17 protein-coding genes are annotated in these 20,269 nt (G+C 31.5%); 2 read left to right on the top strand and 15 right to left on the bottom strand.

The genetic code is table 11. The annotated features are described in order from the left end of the window. Positions 1-112: 112 nt before the first annotated feature. The 10 genes from DIC82_18740 to DIC82_18785 all read right to left on the bottom strand — a co-directional run bounded on the left by DIC82_18740 (position 113) and on the right by DIC82_18785 (position 10,589). Positions 113-1,510, bottom strand: a complete 1,398-nt coding sequence (locus tag DIC82_18740; protein ID AWK52906.1) for an MFS transporter — start codon at positions 1,508-1,510, stop codon at positions 113-115. 248 nt (positions 1,511-1,758) lie between these two features. Beyond that, positions 1,759-3,096: a PTS sugar transporter subunit IIC gene (locus DIC82_18745; protein AWK52907.1), complete on the bottom strand. Its 1,338-nt coding sequence runs from the start codon at positions 3,094-3,096 to the stop codon at positions 1,759-1,761. Positions 3,097-3,139: 43 nt separating this feature from the next. Beyond that, positions 3,140-3,424 (bottom strand): PTS galactitol transporter subunit IIB, encoded by a 285-nt coding sequence (locus DIC82_18750; protein ID AWK52908.1) that lies wholly within the window; start codon positions 3,422-3,424, stop codon positions 3,140-3,142. Beyond that, positions 3,424-3,867, bottom strand: a complete 444-nt coding sequence (locus tag DIC82_18755; GenBank protein AWK52909.1) for a hypothetical protein — start codon at positions 3,865-3,867, stop codon at positions 3,424-3,426. Before DIC82_18755 ends, DIC82_18750 begins: the two co-directional genes overlap by 1 nt. 18 nt (positions 3,868-3,885) lie before the next feature. Further along, on the bottom strand, positions 3,886-5,811 hold the full coding sequence (locus DIC82_18760; protein AWK52910.1) for a hypothetical protein: 1,926 nt from the start codon (positions 5,809-5,811) through the stop codon (positions 3,886-3,888). Positions 5,812-6,402: 591 nt separating this feature from the next. Next, positions 6,403-6,753: a hypothetical protein gene (locus DIC82_18765; GenBank protein ID AWK52911.1), complete on the bottom strand. Its 351-nt coding sequence runs from the start codon at positions 6,751-6,753 to the stop codon at positions 6,403-6,405. A 9-nt stretch (positions 6,754-6,762) separates the two neighbouring features. Beyond that, positions 6,763-7,110, bottom strand: coding sequence for a hypothetical protein (locus DIC82_18770; GenBank protein ID AWK52912.1), 348 nt, complete (start codon positions 7,108-7,110; stop codon positions 6,763-6,765). Continuing rightward, positions 7,110-7,433, bottom strand: coding sequence for a PadR family transcriptional regulator (locus DIC82_18775; protein ID AWK52913.1), 324 nt, complete (start codon positions 7,431-7,433; stop codon positions 7,110-7,112). The genes DIC82_18770 and DIC82_18775 overlap by 1 nt, the downstream gene beginning before the upstream one ends. Before the next feature lie 482 nt (positions 7,434-7,915). Beyond that, a complete protein-coding gene (locus DIC82_18780; protein ID AWK52914.1) occupies positions 7,916-9,631 on the bottom strand; it encodes a dihydroxy-acid dehydratase in 1,716 nt (571 codons plus the stop codon). 235 nt (positions 9,632-9,866) lie between these two features. After that, positions 9,867-10,589: a FadR family transcriptional regulator gene (locus tag DIC82_18785; GenBank protein AWK52915.1), complete on the bottom strand. Its 723-nt coding sequence runs from the start codon at positions 10,587-10,589 to the stop codon at positions 9,867-9,869. Between the two features lie 416 nt (positions 10,590-11,005). Here DIC82_18785 and DIC82_18790 point away from each other — a divergent pair, with 416 nt between their 5' ends. Both DIC82_18790 and DIC82_18795 read left to right on the top strand, forming a co-directional pair. Continuing rightward, positions 11,006-12,292 carry an NAD(P)/FAD-dependent oxidoreductase gene (locus DIC82_18790; protein ID AWK52916.1) on the top strand — a complete coding sequence of 429 codons (1,287 nt, stop codon included), beginning with the start codon at positions 11,006-11,008 and terminating at the stop codon, positions 12,290-12,292. Positions 12,293-12,315: 23 nt separating this feature from the next. Beyond that, positions 12,316-13,608, top strand: a complete 1,293-nt coding sequence (locus DIC82_18795) for an NAD(P)/FAD-dependent oxidoreductase (protein ID AWK52917.1) — start codon at positions 12,316-12,318, stop codon at positions 13,606-13,608. 393 nt (positions 13,609-14,001) lie between these two features. Here the strand turns inward: DIC82_18795 and DIC82_18800 are convergent, their stop codons facing one another. The 5 genes from DIC82_18800 to DIC82_18820 form a co-directional block, all read right to left on the bottom strand. After that, a complete protein-coding gene (locus tag DIC82_18800) occupies positions 14,002-14,376 on the bottom strand; it encodes a DUF956 domain-containing protein (protein AWK52918.1) in 375 nt (124 codons plus the stop codon). Positions 14,377-14,704: 328 nt separating this feature from the next. Continuing rightward, positions 14,705-15,616 carry a PTS mannose family transporter subunit IID gene (locus tag DIC82_18805; GenBank protein ID AWK53135.1) on the bottom strand — a complete coding sequence of 304 codons (912 nt, stop codon included), beginning with the start codon at positions 15,614-15,616 and terminating at the stop codon, positions 14,705-14,707. Positions 15,617-15,635: 19 nt separating this feature from the next. Further along, entirely contained in the window at positions 15,636-16,442 is an 807-nt protein-coding gene (locus tag DIC82_18810; protein ID AWK52919.1) for a PTS mannose/fructose/sorbose transporter subunit IIC, read from the bottom strand. A gap of 35 nt (positions 16,443-16,477) precedes the next feature. After that, on the bottom strand, positions 16,478-17,455 hold the full coding sequence (locus DIC82_18815; protein AWK52920.1) for a PTS mannose transporter subunit IIAB: 978 nt from the start codon (positions 17,453-17,455) through the stop codon (positions 16,478-16,480). Between the two features lie 585 nt (positions 17,456-18,040). Beyond that, a complete protein-coding gene (locus tag DIC82_18820; GenBank protein ID AWK52921.1) occupies positions 18,041-20,155 on the bottom strand; it encodes an alpha-galactosidase in 2,115 nt (704 codons plus the stop codon). Positions 20,156-20,269: the final 114 nt, after the last annotated feature.

Genomic DNA, 20,269 nt, shown 5'->3' on the forward strand with positions numbered 1-20,269 from the left:
AAATATTTATTATTGTTTATATTTCTTCAATAAGTTAACTATACTAATCTTTTCTATATCATTGAGTCTTTCATTTTTTAATTATAAAAAATTTATAATTTGAAACACTCCTTTAATTTTCTTCAGGCGAGATACTGTGAATATAAAAATCTTGTTTACGGTTTTTACCAGTAAATGCACGAAGAGTAGATTCAATTTCTTCGAGTGAACGATTACGTGTTTCAAACACTTTATACTTAACAAACCAAATTGCCATGAAACAGATGATACCATAACCGATAAATAAGCTACCAGTACCAAAGTAGTTCAATAATGGCGGAAATGTTAATGATACTATCATGTTTGCACTCCAATTAATTACACTGCTGAATGAGTTTCCTAAACCACGAATATTTAATGGAAATACCTCACCAATCATGACCCACATTACTGGTCCCCAAGTAGCTGAAAAGAAAGCAATATAAATTGTTAGAGCAATTACACAGATAATTGAAGCAGTAAATGAACCATTAGAAAATTTCATTGAAAAACTCATAACTATTAATGAAACACCCATTCCAATAGCACCATAAATCAACATCTTTTTACGATCAATTTTGTCCATAATTATGACAGCTATAGCAGTAATGATTATATTAAAAACTCCAATTCCGATATGAGCAATCAAAGCCGCTTCAACACCAAATCCAACTTCAGTAAATATAGTTGGCGCATAGTAAAGAACCGTATTACAGCCCATAATTTGTTGAAAAGTAGCTAGACCAAAACCGATAACTAATGCTGGGCGGACAAATACACCGAATAATTCTTTAATTCCACCACTTTTAATTTTAGCTTGTTTGCTGATCTGAACAAGTTCATCATTAACAGCACTTATATTCTGTTTATTCATTTGTTGTAATACTTCTCTAGCTTCATCAACTCGTCCATCTTTAACTAAAAATCTAGGACTTTCTGGTAATACAAGTGAACCTAATAAAAGGATTACAGATGGAATAGCTGCAAATCCAAGCATGAAACGCCAACCAATATATATACCAGAAAAGCTGTAGTTAGTAATATAAGCTAACAAAATTCCACTCATAACCATTAACTGGAATAAACTTGACACAGATCCACGTTTTTCAGCAGGTGATAATTCAGCTAAGTATGTAGGAATTAAGGCTGAAGAAGCACCAACTGCGACACCAAGAACAATACGTGATATAATTAATGTCAAAAATTTTGGAGAAAATGCTGAACCAAGTGCACCCACAAAGAAAATAATTGATGATAACACAACCAACTTCCTACGACCATACTTATCAGACATAGGTCCAATTATGGCAGACCCAAGAATAGCCCCTAATAACACCGAGCTAACAACCCATCCTTGTTGCCATGAATTAAGGTGCATTTGTTCTTGAATAAACAGAATAGCTCCTGAAATAACCCCAGTATCATAACCAAATAAAAGACCACTAAGTGCAGCAAAAACAAATATTACAGAACTACTAATTTTTCTCTTCATTGTTACCATCTCCCATTTTTTTATTTTTAATTAAACTTATATATTGCAGTGTAATTATTAAATTTATATATTGTAGTGTATTTATAATGTTCTGAAAATTTTTCCTGAATATAGATAACCAGCCCAAAAGTTTTACTTATTAATTGGTACAAAGCTTGATTTTACCTACGTATTTTCTGAGAAATAAGCAACGTTTACTTCGTGGTTATCTATACTACTTTTATTATAACAATACAAATTTATTGTATTTATTCAGCACTTTCTTCTTTTATTATCTTGTTTCTATTCCAAAGCATCATTGCTAGTGTGAATAAGCTTGCTATGCCTATTCCGATCCATTTTAATTGTACTAATCTAACAGTTATCCAAGGGAATATACTTGAACCATAGTCTATACTTGACACTAATGATGTTCCACTTGGTATAGCAAAATTAGCTGCTGTTGCTGCTTTTGTAAATAATGGCGCTAAATTTGTTCCTATTATTAATCCTATAGCTATTGTTACAACACCTATAATAAAAGTTCTAAAGAAATCTCCTCTTGCAATAGGAACTATAAGAACAAACATAAAAGGTAATCCTGCTAAACTTGCAAATGGTAAAAATTGATTTCCAGGTATGATAAATGCTAATAATAACGTTACTGGTATTAAAATCAACGAAATTGCTAATGTTACGGGATGTCCAACACCAACTGCTGAATCTAATCCTATGTATAACTTTCCTCTTCCTGCAAATTTATTTTGAAGCAATTCTTGTACAGCTTCTGAAACAACCATTAATCCTTCCATAAGTACAGCTGCCATCTTTGGAGTTAATACTAATACTGCTCCTAGAACAACTGCTAAATTTAATGTTTCTTTTAAATTATATCCTGCTAATATTCCTAAAAATATTCCTATAATTGTACCTAATATAGCTGGTTCTCCAAAAGCACCAAATTTCTTTTGTACTGTAGCAGCATCCAATTTTATTTTATTAATTCCAGGTATTCTATCTAAAATCCAATTTACACCTATAGCAATAGGTACAAAAGAAGCAGTAAATCCATGTGGAATTGAAATTCCTGGTAATCCTAAAGATTCTTCAATCATAGGTGCTGTTCTATCAGCAATAACCATAGTTATAATCATATTTAAAGCTGATACAAATAAACTTATCCATAACGTTCCTGTTAACATGTATACTATAGAACCAGTAAATGCAAAATGCCAGTAGTTCCATATATCAACATTAATTGTTCTTGTAGTTTTTGTTAAAATCATAATTATATTAACAATTAAACATACAGGAATTATTAAAACTCCAACTGTTGACCCAAACGCAATTGCTGATGCTGCTGGCCAACCAACATCTAATACGGTTAAATTTAATCCAAAATTTTCAACCATTTTTTGTGCTGCTGGTCCTAAATTTTCAGTTAGCAATGCTATAATAGCATTTAACCCTATAAATCCAATACCAATTAATAATCCCGACTTAATTGCTTTGCCTATTTTAACCTTTAAACATAATGCAAAAATAGTAAATATGATTGGCATCATAACCGATGCCCCTAAATCAACTAAATATTGTAATGCAGCCATTATAATTTCCTCCTTAGTAATTTTATAAATATATTTATTAATTCTATAATCCTAATTTTTCGACAATCTCATCCATAACTTTTTCTGTTCCAATACCTGTTATAAAAGGTAATCCATGAATTACTGGAATTCCATAATCTTCTTTTGTCATAGCTGTTGTCACTATTAAATCCTTGTTCTTTGCTTCATTAGACAATTCAAGAACTGTAGATTGTGTTATTTGAACTTTATCAAGTAATCCTCTTTTTTCTAATCCTGTTTTTATTTTTTGAATTGCTATTGTTGATGTTGCTACTCCAGCTCCACATGCTACTATAATTTTTTTCATTATAATCCAACTCCTTCTAGTATTTTAATCAATTCTTGCTTGTTCTTTTCATTGTATAGATTTAAAAGAATATCGTTATTAGTTACTACTTGCATTAATTTTTGTAATATGCCTACCTGTTTTTCTTTTTCCTTAACAATTAAAACAAATGCTATTTTTGCATCTACTTCACCTTCACCATCCATATTAGTGAATTTTACATCATCTTTAAATCTAACAAATGCTATCCCTGGTTTATTTACATGTTCACTATCACAATGAGGAATTGCTACACCTATAGGTTCCACTGGTAAACCTGTAGGAAAAACTTTTTCTCTTTCTATTATTGCATCTTTGAAACTATTCTTTACATATCCCAAATTCAACAACTCTTCAGCTATATTTTCCAAAAATTCAAAGCAATTATTATAACTCACATCAACAAATATTAAATTTTGATTCAATAGTTATCACATCCTTATCTAATTTCCATATATTTTTTTAAAATCTTCTAACTTTTTACATTCAATCAACTTATTAACTTTAACAATATCATCTATTCCATTATAAATTTCTAAGAATGACTTTTCTGAATCTTCACCTAATTTTATTGCCAACATCATAACAAGTTGTACTTTTGTTTTGCTCCAAGTTATAGGATTTTTTAAGATTCCAATAGCAATAGCCTCTTCATTAATTTTTCCTTTAATAAAATGTGGAATGGCAACCTTGTTGTCTATTTCTGTAGGAGCCATCTCTTCTCTTTCCTTAAATGAATTTGCTGCTTCTGCATCTATATAACCATTTTCTAGTAAAGATTTTGATAGATATTCTATTATTTTATCTTTATCATTAATGTCTAAATCTACAAAAAACAGATTTTTTTTAAATAAATTTGTAAACTCCTTGTTCTTCTTTTTTGTAATAAATCTAATTATTTTATTACAATCCTCTTCTAACATAATAGGAGATACATTTAATACAGGTATATCAATATCTTCTAAAGCAATAGTACTTATTACTAAATCATACTGTGATAAATCCATATATTTTAATTTAAATGCCGGATAAAATCCATCAATTTCTATAATATCTTTGAATTTCCTTTCCAGCTTAGCTTTTAAGAGAATAGCAGTTCCTCCACCTGTTGCACAAACTACTATTGTTCTATATTTATCTATTTTATTTTCTAACTTTAATCCTTCAACTGCACCAGCAAAATGTAGTGCTATAAAACCTACTTCATCTTCAGACACTTCTATGTTCTCTTTTGTTTTTAATCCTTGGCAGAAAACAACAGCTATATCATAAGAAAATGGATAATTAGATTTTATTTCCTCAAGCATTGCATTTTCTATCTTCATCCCAAAATTCATTCTATTTATTGCACTTTTAAGGTGAATTAACAGTCCATTTTTAAAAATAACATTATTTAAAAAGTTAATTCCACTATATTCATAAACTAATTTACAGCAACTTTTTAATAAAATATAAATATTTTTATCTTTGTAATTATTATCTATCTCCATATCTAGCAATAGCATTTTTTGAGATATTAAGTGTTGATATAAATATGTAACTTCGTCATCTGGTAATTCTACAACAAAATCCATCTCTATTAACTTCTTTAATTCTAAGGCTGCTTTATATTCTTTGCAGACCTTATCACAAACTAAATCATTATAGCTTATAAACTTGTTTTTCTTTACTCTATAAATAGCTATTATTATATGTGTGCATAGATTTTTGAACCCTAAATCACTTAATTGAATTTTATATTTTTTTACTATATCTAATACCATGTTAGATATTATTACATATGTACTGTTTTCATTAGATATTAACAAGTTAAAATCATTTATATTTAAATATTTAAATTCTTTACTATTTCTAAATAAATAATTTGAAATAAATCCTCTTATATCAGTTTCATTTCCACTTATATCTATACCATAATTAGAAATTCTAGTTATTCCCAACTTGTATTTTTTCAATATCTTCTTTACTTCTTTTATATCTTGCTTTATAGTTGATAAACTTACATATAGTTCTTGAGAGAGCTCTTCTAACTTAACTGCTTTATTGGAGCTTGACAATAATATTTCTAATATATTATTTACTCTCTTAGAACTATCTCTGTCGTCATAATTTTCTGTGTTTAAATATTCAGTAACTAGATTCCTTTCATACTCGCTTTTAGAAATGAATCTATATCCTAGACCTCTCTTCAAAATTAAATCCGAATTAATTTCTTTACAAAATAATCGTAATTCTGAAATTTCATTAGCTAATGTTCTTTTTGATATATTAAATTTTTCTTCTAATTTTTGACTATTTACATAGTCTTCCGATTCTAAAATGCATTTAAGAATCTCTTTTTCCCTTACTGTTATATTGCGGTAAACCATTTCATCCCCCAATTTGATTATATCTTATCTATAATTTTAAGAATAGACATATAAACTGCATATTAAGTTGCAGTTTTATGTACTACTTTTTAATCATTCATATATAATTAATATTCTGTAAATTTTAGTTTTTTTCTTTTTTAATGAAAATATATAAGTAGCAATATATATTATCAGTGTTTATAATTCTATTCCTCCATTATTCATGAACTATAAAAAGCCATGCTTTACATGGCTAAAATACTGAATCTTCTAAATATTAAACCTTTACCTAAAAGTGATAAAACCATATAGTAACTGAGACTCTCCTTTGTTATATTTAATCTGCAAAAAATAATTAACAAAGGAGAGTCTCATATTGGCAATATAATCATCATTATAATTCCAACTACTATTTTTCTAAATAATTTACTCCTCATGCATGTTATTTAACATACAATTTAAATATCTATCCAAAACTTGGCAATATGTACAAATATTTTTTAGCTTTTTATATCATTTATATTACTATTCATAATAATAATACCATAATATGATTAATAACTCAATTATTTGTAAATCTAAATAAGTCGTTTTTAGAGTTAATCATGTTTACTTTGTTTTATCCGTAACCTTTTTTATAGCCTTGTTAACTTCTTGGTCAACAGATTCTTGATAGATGTCAGCATAAGTTTTTGAATCTTTGATTAGATCGTCGCAGAAAGCTGCTACGTCACTGCCTGTCACTTCGAGCACGCCTTTCCCCAAGGCCGCGCCCTCTTCAAAAAGATCGATAATTCCCGAGAGTAAACCTATCCCATCTGTTAGCTCAACAGGGCCGACCTTAAAGAGATATTTTTGAATCTCTTTATAAACAATTTGATAATCTTTCGGAAGCGCTTTGACACGTGCCACGTGTGCTCTCCATTCTTTTTTACCTTCGATGATATCTTGTATGCTCATTTTATCCTCCTATTTACCTAATTTTTTAGCGATATTATTGTTGAGTTGCTTGCGCCACTTGTCGCGATAAGACTTTGCCCCTTCTTCACCAACCAGCGCTGAACAGAAGCCTTTGATGTCGTCACCCAAAACCTCTTGTACACTCTGACCGTCCGCAGCCGTTTCTTCGAGCAGGCCAAGCACACCGTCAAGAATTGGCATGAGATTGCGACCTGTGAAATCTGAGTGCGGCCAAAGATTAGCATTAATTTTTTTCCATGCCTCTTGATAATCAGCCGGTAGCTTTTTTGTTCGCGATTCAAAAATTTTCAATTCTTTAGTCATGTCACTTCCCGTGATTTTTTCCCAAAAATTCATTATTTCGTCTCCTTTAACTCGTTAATTTTTGATGATACGAATTCCCATCTTTCCCAGAACCTTCTCAGCTCCTCACGCCCCGTGTCGTTGAGCTTAAAAAACTTTCGTGGTGGTCCCATATCTGATGGTTTTTTTTCTATGTCTACTAGTTTATTCTTCTCAAGCCGCACCAAAATGGTGTAAACTGTCCCATCCACAACGTCCGAAAATCCGAGAGCATTCAGCCTCCGCGTGATCTCATAACCGTAGGTTTCCTCGTGGTTTATTATTTCAAGGACGCAGCCTTCCAGCACACCCTTTAACATTTCCGTAATATTTTCCAAAAGATCACCTCTTTACTATCTAGTAATACTGGTATTTAGTATTACTTACTACAGCTATATAGTAACACGTAGTAGCGGTGACGTCAATATGATATTTTTATTTTAACTCTCCAAATAGAAACTTATACTAAGTATTAAAGCAATTACCTTATAAAATTTTATGATACATTCCCAATGTTTCTGCAATCTAATATATTGTATAAGATTTCTCACTCATCTAATTAAATCTTCTCTTACTTGCTCATATTTGATATTGCAATTTTATCCTTAGTTAATGTACTTTATTTCATTCAACTATATTTCTTTTATTTAATTTTAATGCACTAACTTCTAGTCATTGTATCCAAAATTAAAAAGATACTCATATACAAAATAAAGTAACCCACGAAAACTTTTAGATTTTCGTGGGTTTCATGATGGAGGCAAGGCTCCACCACCTCCATATATATATTACAATTGATTTTCTTCCCCTTAGTTTTAAACTACTTCATGTATCCACCTTTCATAGGAGATACTGCATGTTCCGAGAAAATCTTTAAAACACCAGATTCATATTTTTCCTTCCTTGGTTTCCAATTTTTCTTACGTTCTTCAAATATTTTTTCTACTTCCTCTTTGCTACATGTCTTACCTTTTATTCCTATAACCTGTAAGATTCTTTCTGAAATATTAATCTCAATCAAATCATCTTCTTCAATTAATGCAATAGGCCCACCTACAGCTGCTTCTGGTGATACATGTCCAATTGCAGGTCCTTTAGAGGCTCCTGAGAATCTACCATCTGTTATTAATGCAATACTTGATGCTAATTCTTCATCTGAAGAAATAGCTTCTGTTGTATAGAACATTTCAGGCATTCCACTTCCCTTTGGTCCTTCGTACCTTATAATAACTGCATCCCCTGGACGAATTACTTTCTTTAATACAGCATCAATTGCTTCTTCTTCACTATCAAAAGGTTTTGCCTTCAGTATCGCTGTGTGCATTTCTTTTGGCACTGCAGTGTGTTTTACTACTGCACCTTCTGGAGCAATATTTCCTTTTAATATTGAGATTGATCCATTAGTTCCAATAGGATTATTAAATGGACGGATAACGTCTTCTTTCTTTAAACCTACTTTTTCAAGATGGCTATTGCATCTTTCATAATAACCATTCGTCTTCAATTCCTCTAAGTTTTCTCCTAATGTCTTCCCTGTTACAGTCATTTCATCTAAGTGAAGCATGTGCTTTATTTCTTCCATGATTCCAGGTACTCCACCAGCGTAATAGAAATATTGTGCTGGCCATTTTCCTGAAGGACGTATATTTAGTAAATAATGTGCATCTCTGTGTATTCTATCAAAGGTTTCTTCATCAATATATAATCCAAATTCATGAGCTATAGCTGGTAAATGTAATAGTGAATTACTAGACCCTGATATTGCTGCATGAACTAGTATCGCGTTTTCAAAAGATTTAAGTGTTACAATATCTTTTGGACGAAGATTCATTTTTGCCAATTCAACAGCTTGTCTACCAGCTTTCATTGAAACTTCTTCTAATTCTTCACAAGTTGCTGGCATTAGTGCACTACCTGGAAGCATTAATCCAAGGGCTTCTGCCATTACTTGCATTGTAGCTGCAGTTCCCATAAATGAACATGCTCCACAAGATGGACAAGCATTTTCCTTATAATATGTTAACTTTTCTTCTGTAATTTCCCCACGCTGACACATTGCACTATAAGCGCCTATTTGTTCTAAAGTTAATAAGTCTGGACCAGCTTCCATTACTCCACCCGTAACCACAATAGATGGAATGTTCAATCGTCCAATTGCCATAAGATGTGATGGAACTGCTTTATCGCAACTTGAAATAAATACGCCTGCATCAAATGGTGTAGCATTTGCATGAATTTCTATTAACGAAGTAATTGTATCTCTTGAAACTAAAGAATAATTTATACCATCATGCCCTTGTGCCATACCATCACAAATATCTGTTGCAAAATATCTTGCTGCTTTTCCTCCAGACTTGTTAACGCCCTCTACTGCCTTGTTTACAAAGTTAAAAAGATGTGCACTTCCTGGATGACTATCTCCAAAAGTACTTTCTATTATAATTTGTGGCTTTGCTAAATCCTCACTTGTCCATCCCATTCCCCTACGAAGAGGATCCATTTCTGGAGCAATTTTTCTTATTTCTTGACTAATCATTATTACGTTCCCCCTTATTTTTTTGATACCGTTTAAATACATCTGATGTATTTATTGTAACACATCCGACGTATTTGTCAAATATTTTATAAATTTTAGTTATAAATTCTTTTATTTAGTGTTTTTTGTTATTATACTGTTATTTTACTAATTATTCATCTGATGTATTTTGAGTGTTTACAAAAAAATACATCTACTTTTATAAATAAAGCAGATGTATTTTCATTTTAAAAAACTAATTATTCTTTTCTTTCTGTATAACACTTCTGATGTTTCTACGATTATATACTAGATGTAACAACATCGCATCACGTGCGCCATTAGAGTCATGCTCTTTAATTGCATTTAAAATTTCTCTATGTGTTTCTATGGTTTCACTACGTAACTTTTGATTTGTAATATCAATAAATATTGCAATAGAATTATTTATAATTGGAATCAAATTTACCATAACTAGATTTTTACTACTTTTAGCTATAGCCGTATGGAATTCTATATCCTTTTCCATATATGGCTCACCCTTTAAAATCAACGCTTCTATTTCATCACACAAAGTAGACATTTGCTGTATTTCTTCCTCTGTAGCTTTTGTTGCAGCTATAGATGCAATTGATGGTTCAATCATAAATCTAACTTCTAACAAATCAAGAGCTAATTTAAATTTATCTTTTACAAACGTCAACCCTAGTGGATCATCTGCAACTCCACATTTTTTAGATATAAAAGTTCCCGACCCTCTTCTAATTTCTAATATATTACGGGAAACTAAAGCTTTTATAGCTTCTCTAATCGTACTTCTTCCTACCTCAAGCATCTCAGCAAGATCATATTCATTAGGTAGTTTATCTCCACTGCTCCACTGATTATTCATAATTAATTGAATAATTTTTTCTGATGTCTGCTCTCCTAGTGATTTTGTTGAATTATTTATATTATCAAACTCTTTATTACCTAACATATTTCCTCCTAGATGCTTATCTTGTTTTGAAAAGTACTCTCTCATTCTACCTATTGTGCTTTTATTATAGTTACATATTTATTGATAAAACTATTATATTTTTGTACAATAAATCCCAAAACATAAAAATACAAAGGTAATTACTTAGTTATGATTATATCATCAAGCCACCAAAACATACATACCTATTATAACTATCTTTAATATATATTTTACTAGAAATTTAATCTTTTTATATTGCTATATTTAACACATATTTTCTTTTTAAATCTGCCATTCAATAAATAATTTATCATATTACTTACTATTGACTAATAATTTTTATAGTAGTAATATAGTAATTAGTTAGGTAACCTATCCAACTATTATCAATTTTAAAATATATGTGTTAATAAATAAAGGAGATGTTGAGATTTATGAATAATACTATTGACTTATTAGTTATTGGTGCAGGACCAGCAGGACTTATGACTGCAAAAACTGCAGCAGAATTAGGATTGAAGGTTACAGTTATTGAAAAAAATAACAATTTCACGCAATTACGTCGAGCATGTTCCGCTCAGTTTATTTTGGATGATGGTTATGAAAACGAATTCGTTAAACTAGAAGATGGTAAAATATTATTTACAAAGAATAATTTTGAAGTTAATTACACTGGAAATTTAGTTGAAGTTAAGAATAAATACTATAAATCTCCAAATGGTCACAGAATTCATTTTGCTCTTCCAGGCCAAAAAGCATTTGCTGTGAAATTTGATAAACGAAAACTTCTTGATGATTTATATAAGGAATGTTTAGATTTAGGCGTTGACGTTAGAATGTCAACTGTGGCATCTGGAGGCTCTGATAATGTTGACTACGTAAGCATAAATCTAAAAGAAAATAATAATGACTATACTTTAAGTGCAAAAAAAGTTGTCATTGCTGAGGGTGCAAATGCACATTTAACAGGCTTATTTGGTTTCAATAAGGGTAGAACTAACTTTGCTACAGCTCTCGTAGTAAAATATATACTTGAAGGCGTATCAGGAATTGAACCTAATAGCTGGAATCTTTTTTATGGAAAAGCATTTTTCTCTAATGCACCAATAATTATTGGGTCTAGCTTATATGGAGATAACACTTTTGAACTAACAATTTCAGGTTCTGCAAATGCAAGACCAGATTCAATTTATGAAAATGTTATTAATAACAGCCCACTTAAAAAGAATTTTGAAAATGCTAAGTTAATAGATAAACAAGGCTGTGCTGTAAAAGCTTTCTCATCAATTAAAAAACCTTATAGTGGTAATGTTCTTGTAATTGGTGATAGTGCTGCCTTTGTTGAAGTTGAAGTTCAAGGTGGATTTATGTGTGGATATCATGCAGCAAAAGCAATAAATGATGAGCTTCAAGGAAAGAATGGTTTTGAAAATTATACTAATTGGTGGAAAGATGCTTTTGAATTTAACAGTGACGAATATCTTCTAGTATCTCAAGGTTATGCACTTGTACCAACATATACTGATGGTGAACTTGATTATCTTTTTGGTCTTATTGAAGATGAAGTATTAGAAGGTACTTATAGTCAATATAAAACTCCAAAACTTATTTGGGATGCAATTTTATTCTATAAGGACAAAATTGAAAGTGAAAGACCTGAAATATATGAAAAAATCAAAAAAATGAACACTATGACTTTAACAGATACGTTTAATAGTTAATTTGAGAGGAGCTATAATATAACATGGAAAATATGGTTGATTTAATCGTAGTTGGTGCAGGACCAGCAGGACTAATGACTGCAAAAAGAGCAGCAGAATTGGGTTTAAAAGTAACAGTCATTGAACTAAAGAAAGATATTGCAAATGTAAAACGTGCATGCTCGGCTCAATTTGTTACAGATGAAGGATATGAAAATGAAACTGTTAAAATAGAGGATAACAAAATAATATTTACTAAGAATGGTTTTCATGTAAATTATACTGGACAATTATTAAATATTATTGACCACTACCATCACTCTCCAAGCGGTCATAAAATACATTTTGCCCATCCAGATCATAGACCAGTTGCTATAAAGTTCGATAAAGGACATCTTCTTTCGGATTTATGGAAAGATTGCGAAAAATTAGGTGTGGAATTAATGTTAGAAACTATTGCATATGGAGGAAAAGACTTAGGTGACCATGTAAGAGTAGACATTAAAAAGAATAAAGAAACTTCTTCTATTTTAGGAAAGAAATTAGTTATTGCTGAGGGTGTCAATGCAAAATTGACTGGGGTATTTGGTCTTAATAAAGGAAGAACTCACTATGGCACACCTTTGGTATTTAGCTGTATTATGGAAGGTACCACTGGGTTTGAACCACAAAGCTGGAATCAATTCTATGGAAGTAAATATCATCCTTTTGCAGAAGTAATGATTGAATCTACTATTGAAGGTAATGATGCTATTGAACTTACCATTATGGGGACTAAAGATTTAAGACCTGATGTTCTTTTTGAAAAACTCATTAATGAAAGCCCAATGAGCCATCATTTTGCTAATGCCCATGTCATAGAAAGAAGAGGATGTGCCGTTAAGTCTTATGATTCACAAAAAACACCATACAGTGGTAATGTACTTGTAATTGGTGATAGTGCAGCTCATATTGAGACTATTGTTCAGGGAGCATTAATGTGTGGCTACAATGCAGCAAATGCCATAAATGATGAACTTAAGGGCATAAATGGTTTTGAGAAATATACAAGCTGGTGGGTTGAGGCATTTGATTTTAATCGTACTGGTCCTCTTGAATTTGTTAAGCTATATGGTAGTTTAGGCATGAGGCCAAAATACTCAGATGAAGAACTTGACTATATGTTTTCTTTAGTTGAAGGCGAATTAGTTAATGGAAACTTCAGTCAGTTTGAAGTCCCTAAAAACGTATGGAAGGCAATTTTATCTCATAAGGCTCAAATTCAAAGTGAAAACCCAACTTTATTTGATAAGATAAAGAATATTGATGAATTGAATGATGAAGGAAAACTTAATTAATAGCATGACATACACTTTTAAAGTATGATTTAGTATGAATTCTGAATATTTACCAGGAAATATTTTCATAATGGTTACAGGTATTATTTTTATGACAACTTTATTTGGTTTTATAAAAGATACACTGGCTAAATCTAAATCAGAAATAGCATAATATTTTTTTAAAATTCTATGATAAAAGGATCGTTGCAAAACTAACTAGTTAATTTTGCAACGATCCTTTCTTAAAAACAAAAATACTATAACAGATATAGGGTGGATTTTATGGTAGAGACGATGCACTACCTTTAAAATCCACCAATAAATTTCATATGATTTTAGTCTGCAATATATTATATATTAGCAACTTTACTTATAAAATTAACCTCATTACTTATCAATGTATATGGTTGATCAACTCTTCTTAAACATTGACTTCACCGCTCGTTTAACCACATCAAAAAAACTCAACGAAGAAACCATATGATCTGCATCTACGTAATTTCGAATAGTACGAAGTACTTTTTTTGATTCTTTAGAAGAAAAAGTATAGGTACCATTTCTCTTTGTTCGGATTGCATATCGTGGAATCCACTTTCCTTTAAACAATATGGATGCAATAACATAGTCAACCTCTTCCCAAGGAATTTGAATAAATTTGCGAGAATCACGAGAATTATAGAACTCAAAACCTTTGTCACCGATCATAACTTTACCATAATCTGCAACGCCAGTAAAAGCTGTTGCATCAATTGCTAGATCTACCTTTGTATTTAGTGATTGAACCATCTAATCTACCTCTTTTCTAATTATACACACATTCATCTTTATTATATATTTTATATATATTTCTATCAATTATTCGAAAGCGGATTAATAATAACACATATTTCACTAATTTATCCCATAACTAGCATCCGTAACATTCCCACAATATATGAAATTCCTCTTCCTAAAATCAGATGAATGTTCACATAATAAGCAATCGTCATCAAATCATGGATTCTCACAGAGAAAGTTCTGCTAGCCAAATGTAATTTTTTTCTCTCACTTTACTTTAACTGCTTAATATGTTAACAAAAGCCCAGGCTAAAAAGCCTAGGCTAAGTAAAAAATATTACATTAAACCGATTAAGTGAGCAGCAATACCAATTATAAATAATCCAAGAATAATGATAATTGGAGATACTTTTCTCTTAAGTAACCACATACAAATAATTGTAATTAATAATCCTGCAAGTCCAGGAATTAATGAATCTAAGTTATTTTGTAGTGTTGTAATCTTAGTATCAGTTAATGACATACCAGATGATTGTTGTAATAGCGCTTGTTGAATACCTTGCGCTCCATCAGGAAGTTTGCTCCAATCAATGAATGCACCTTCACTTAACTTAACAGATGATACTACTGGCGCAAATTGAACAGATACCCATCTGTTAACTAATGATCCTAAAATGAACATACCAAGGATGGATGCTCCTTTTGTAATATCTTGTAATACATTACCTGATAAATCTTCACTAATACGAGATCCTGCTTTGTAACCAAATTCTTGTGTATACCACATGAATGCCATACGGATAATATTCCAAGCGAAGAAAAAGATAATTGGTCCAAGTATGCTACCACTTAGAGCAAGTGAAGCAGCTAATGCTCCTAAAATTGGTCTTACAGTAAACCAGAAGACTGGATCTCCGATACCAGCTAAAGGTCCCATCATACCAATTTTAACACCTTGAATAGTTACATCATCTATTGGCATCCCATTTGCACGTTCTTCCTCCAAAGCTAATGTTACACCAATAACTGGTGAAGCTACATATGGGTGAGTGTTAAAGAACTCTAGATGACGTTCTAATGCAGCAGCCCTATCTTCTTTAGTAGTATATAATTTTTTGATTGCTGGAATCATTGCAAATGCCCAACCACCATTTTGCATTCTTTCATAGTTCCAAGAACCTTGAAGGAAAAATGAACGGAACCAAACAGAAATACGATCTCTTTTTGTTAATTTTAATTCTTTTGACATTTTCGTTTCCTCCCCCTTCTTAGTATCTATCAATTAGATCCCCTAAAGGATCACCAGTATTTGAACTTCCACCATTACCTGAACCACCTTGTTTACTAAGTGCTAAGTAAATAAGAGCTATAGCTACGCCTATTGCACCTAATCCGATAAGTGTGATTTGTGAAACAGTTGCTAATACAAAACCAATTGCAAAGAATGGCCATACTTCTTTTGTAGCCATCATATTGATTACCATTGCATAACCAACAGCTACGACCATTCCACCACCAATTGCTAAACCACCTGTTAACCAAGAAGGCATAGCAGCAAGTAATGCACTAATAGGACCAGCACCAATTGCTAAAACCAAACCTGCTGGAATCGCAATACGTACACCTTGTAAACAAATGGCAGCGATTTGCCACATTTCAATAGCTCTTATATTTCCTTCTTTAGCAGCAGCATCCATAAAGTGTACAAACGCTGTAGCAATTGTACGACAAATAATTGTTAATAATAATCCTGCAACTGCTAAAGGAACAGCAATAGCAATTGCTGAAGCAACTCCTGCTTCACCTTGACCGCCAAGAACTAAAATAATTGCAGATGCAACAGCAGCTAACGCTGCATCAGGTGCTACGGCAGCACCGATATTTGCCCAACCTAAGGCAATCATTTGAAGAGTTCCACCTAAGATTAAGCATGGTAGTAAATTACCTGTAACTAAGCCGATTAATGTACAAGCAATTATCGGTTGATGAAATTGGAATTCATCTAAGATACCTTCTACACCAGCTAAAAATGCTATTAAAATGACTAATATAATTTGAACTATATTTAAAGTCATGGTTATTAATCCTCCTTTTTCTCTAAATAATTAGATTATTTTAATTTCTTTAATTCATCTTGTGCTTTTTTAAGTATTTCGTCCATATTTGCTTTTGAATCATTTGGCACTTTACGAACGTCAAAATTAAGTCCAGCTTGTTTAAGCTTATTGAATATATCAATATCTTCTTGACTGAAAGCAAGCACTTTGCTTGGTTGAACCTTACCTAGAGAGTGAGCCATTGAACCAACATTAATTGTCTTTAGTGGTATTCCACCTTCTACAGCTCTAAGTACATCTTTTGGATTTTCAAAAAGAAGCATTGCACGTTGTCCTCCAAAATGTTGGTCATCTTTTGCAAGTTTAATCATATGATCAACTGGAACAACATGAGCCTTAACCCCCGGAGGAGAAGCTTGCGTGATTAAATTCTTACGAAGTTTATCTCTAGCTACATCATCTGACACGACAATAATTCGTGTAGGATTCACAGTTTTTGTCCAAGCAGTTGCTACTTGACCATGAAGTAGACGAGAATCAATACGAGCTAAAACATATTCGAATGCTCCAGGTGTACCTGCATTAGATTGCCCTGTTCCCGCTTCTGAAGTTTTACCAGTATCTGCTGGTTCTAATTCTTCCGGCTTAACTTTAACTCCTTCTTTACCTGCATTTAAGATATAAGCTGCAATTTCATGAGCAGATTCCATTGAAAGACGTGCACCATAAGCTTCAATTAGCATTGGTAAATTCAAACCAGCTACGATTGCCCACTTATCTTTGTGTTCTTCAAATAGCATATTTGATTGATTGAATGGTGTTCCGCCCCAAAGATCAACTAAGAATAAAACCTCATCTTGGTTGTCAAAGGATGCAATTGCATCTTTCATTTTTGCTCTAAGATCATCAGGTCCTTCGCTAGGCATCAACGTAACAGCTTTTACGTTTTCTTGTTCTCCAAAAATCATCGCACCGGATTGCAAGATGCCTTCAGCGAATTCTCCGTGACTAGCAAGAATAATTCCTACCATTTTTATACCTCCTATTTTTTTATTTGTTACAAAAACAAAAGGCATAAGCATTTGGAAATAAAACAAAATAATAACATTAGTATTTAGTCACACTATCTGTACGGTAAATTAAATCATAAAAGAATATGAAAATACCCGATAAAATTGTACAAAACGTGTGATATAACCAACAAATATTAAATCACTTTACTTCTCTATGCTTATGCCTGATCGAATCAGTAACATGCTAGATATTATTATAGTCTACTTAGGAACCTCATTATATACCCGTTTCCTGACTACGTTTTCATAATATCACTTTTTTTTTAATAATGCAACATATTTTTCAAAATTTTTTTATTTTTTTCCACTATTTTAATAAAATAATTTTTATACTAGAATTTCGCCTTTTTTTCAAAAATAACTATAGATATGAATCATATTTACTTATAATAGTCATATAAAGACTGTTTTTCAAGCATTATTTTTAATTAATTTTTCTTGTATGTGTACATTTAATCCACTTTCAGCTAATTTCTTTTAATTTATTACCTAAAACATATAAAACAGTATAATAAATGAACTTCAGCTATTTTACTGCCCCTTCTAATCCACCTTTTTGCTCGTATTCTTTAGCTCAAATAATCTTGCTGTGCTATTATGAGTATTTTTAATAGTTAATATCCCTTTAATTTTATTCCAATTCCATTTAGTATCTGTATTTTTAGGATATCCAATTTTAATATATACATCTTCACCTAAAAGTCTTGTAATCTTTAGTTCTACAGTATCACTTCCACTTTTCATTCTCCATACCGAAATATAAGTTTTATCTCCACAATATAATCCATATGCTATCCATTCATCATCTAGAGATGGCATCTTTATTGGCCAAAACGGTATTCCATTTGGTATATCATGTCTGATGCTTTTATAATAGTTAATTCCTTCTTGAATATATTTAAATGATTCATTATTTATTTCTGCTAAATGTCCACTCTGATGGATTCTACATAACATAGAATTTATCATGTTACATATTACTTCTTCCTTATCTCCATTTCTCAATGGATAAGACCAAACCCCACATTGCTCTGGAGTAACTAAAGATGGTGCAGCTGCTGCAATCACTGCATTTTTTCTATAATCTGTTTGGTCACTACTTGATTGTATACTATGTCTTTGCAATAAAGCATAATCCATTCTAAGTCCACCACTGCCGCAATTTTCAATAACTAAATCAGGATACTTTTCAAATATTTCGTCTAACCAAGCTAAATATGCTCTATTATGCCCTAATAGTCCTTCACCTGCGCTATCAGCATTGTTATCAGTACCAATTCCCATATTAATGTTATAATCCATCTTTATATATCCAACACCATAGTCTTCTACAACTCTTTTTATAATTCCAGTAGCAAACTCTCTTACCTCAGTATTTCTATAGTCTAATTGATATCTTGAATGATCCTTTATTCTTACTCCATGTCTCATAAAGAACCAATCATCAGGTAACTTATCCGCTAATGTACAATTTATCCCCATTACTTCAATCTCAAGCCAAAGTCCAGGAATCATTCCTTTTTCCCTAATATAATCAAGAGGTTCCTTGATACCATTCTTAAATCTCTCTTTAGATGGTACCCATTCTCCGACACCGTCCCACCAAGGTCCATCGCTATACCATCCAGAATCTATACAAAAATATTCACATCCAGCTAATGATGCTGCATTAATAAGAGGAATTAGCTTTTCTGTAGTAGGATCCCCTGATAAACAGTTCATATAATCATTAAAAATAACCGGTAATTTTTTATTATCTTCATTTTTTCTTCTTATTCTGCGTCTATATTTAGTCATAACTTCTATTCCAGCTTGTAATCCACCACCTATGCTTGTAACTGCAACTTGTACTGTTTCAAATCTTTCATTGGGTCGTAATTCTTTCCAGCAATGGTTTTCTGCTTCTGAAGGTCCGCTCAATTTTAAATACAACATATGCATTATGTCACTGATTTCCCAATTCCATGAACCATTATGTTCTATTTGCCACATGTAACCATTACTTATTTCCGTATTTTCTACAAATCCTAGAGGTGCATACTGACATGTTGACCAATTTCCTGTATTAGAAACCAATAGTCTATTCGTCGATTCATCTTCCACATGGAATATTCCAACATCCTTTAATGAATATTTCTCCCACATACCTTCGCCACACCACTCATTATGAGGAATATATATATCCATTTTATCCTCTCTGCATGATACACCGCCCCTGTCAATACCAACTAAAGCAAATGAAGTTATATACTCTATTCCAACACTTTTTTCACCTTTATTTTCTAAAGTGCTCCACATTCTAACTATCTGTAAGTCGTTATAAAATTGAAATATTACCTTTGCTTCAACTTTTGTAATTTCATCAACTAAATTTATAGTAATTCTTCTTCCTTCTTTTAGAATTTCATCATTATGACTATCATAAATCATTCTATGTCCTGGCAGAGTTCCTGTATGTTTTACTCCTCTATGATTTAATTGATTTTCTCCTGTAAATTGCAATTCTAATAATCTACATTTTTCTTTTTCATCTTCACTTAATTCATCAAACTGTTCAAAAGGAAGATACGAAAAATGTAGTAGTCTTATATCTCTATCTTTAGTTACTTCTAATACAATATTTAAATTATTCTCATTAATTTTTATATATTTACTCATTTATCTTTCCCCATCTCATAAACATCTCTCACAAAATGCACAATACAATAATTACTCAGAGATACTTATTTCCTTACTTAATTTTACATCATTAATATTCCTTAATTTAAATCT

This window comes from Clostridium beijerinckii (genome assembly GCA_003129525.1).
GTDB lineage: Bacteria > Bacillota > Clostridia > Clostridiales > Clostridiaceae > Clostridium > Clostridium beijerinckii_D.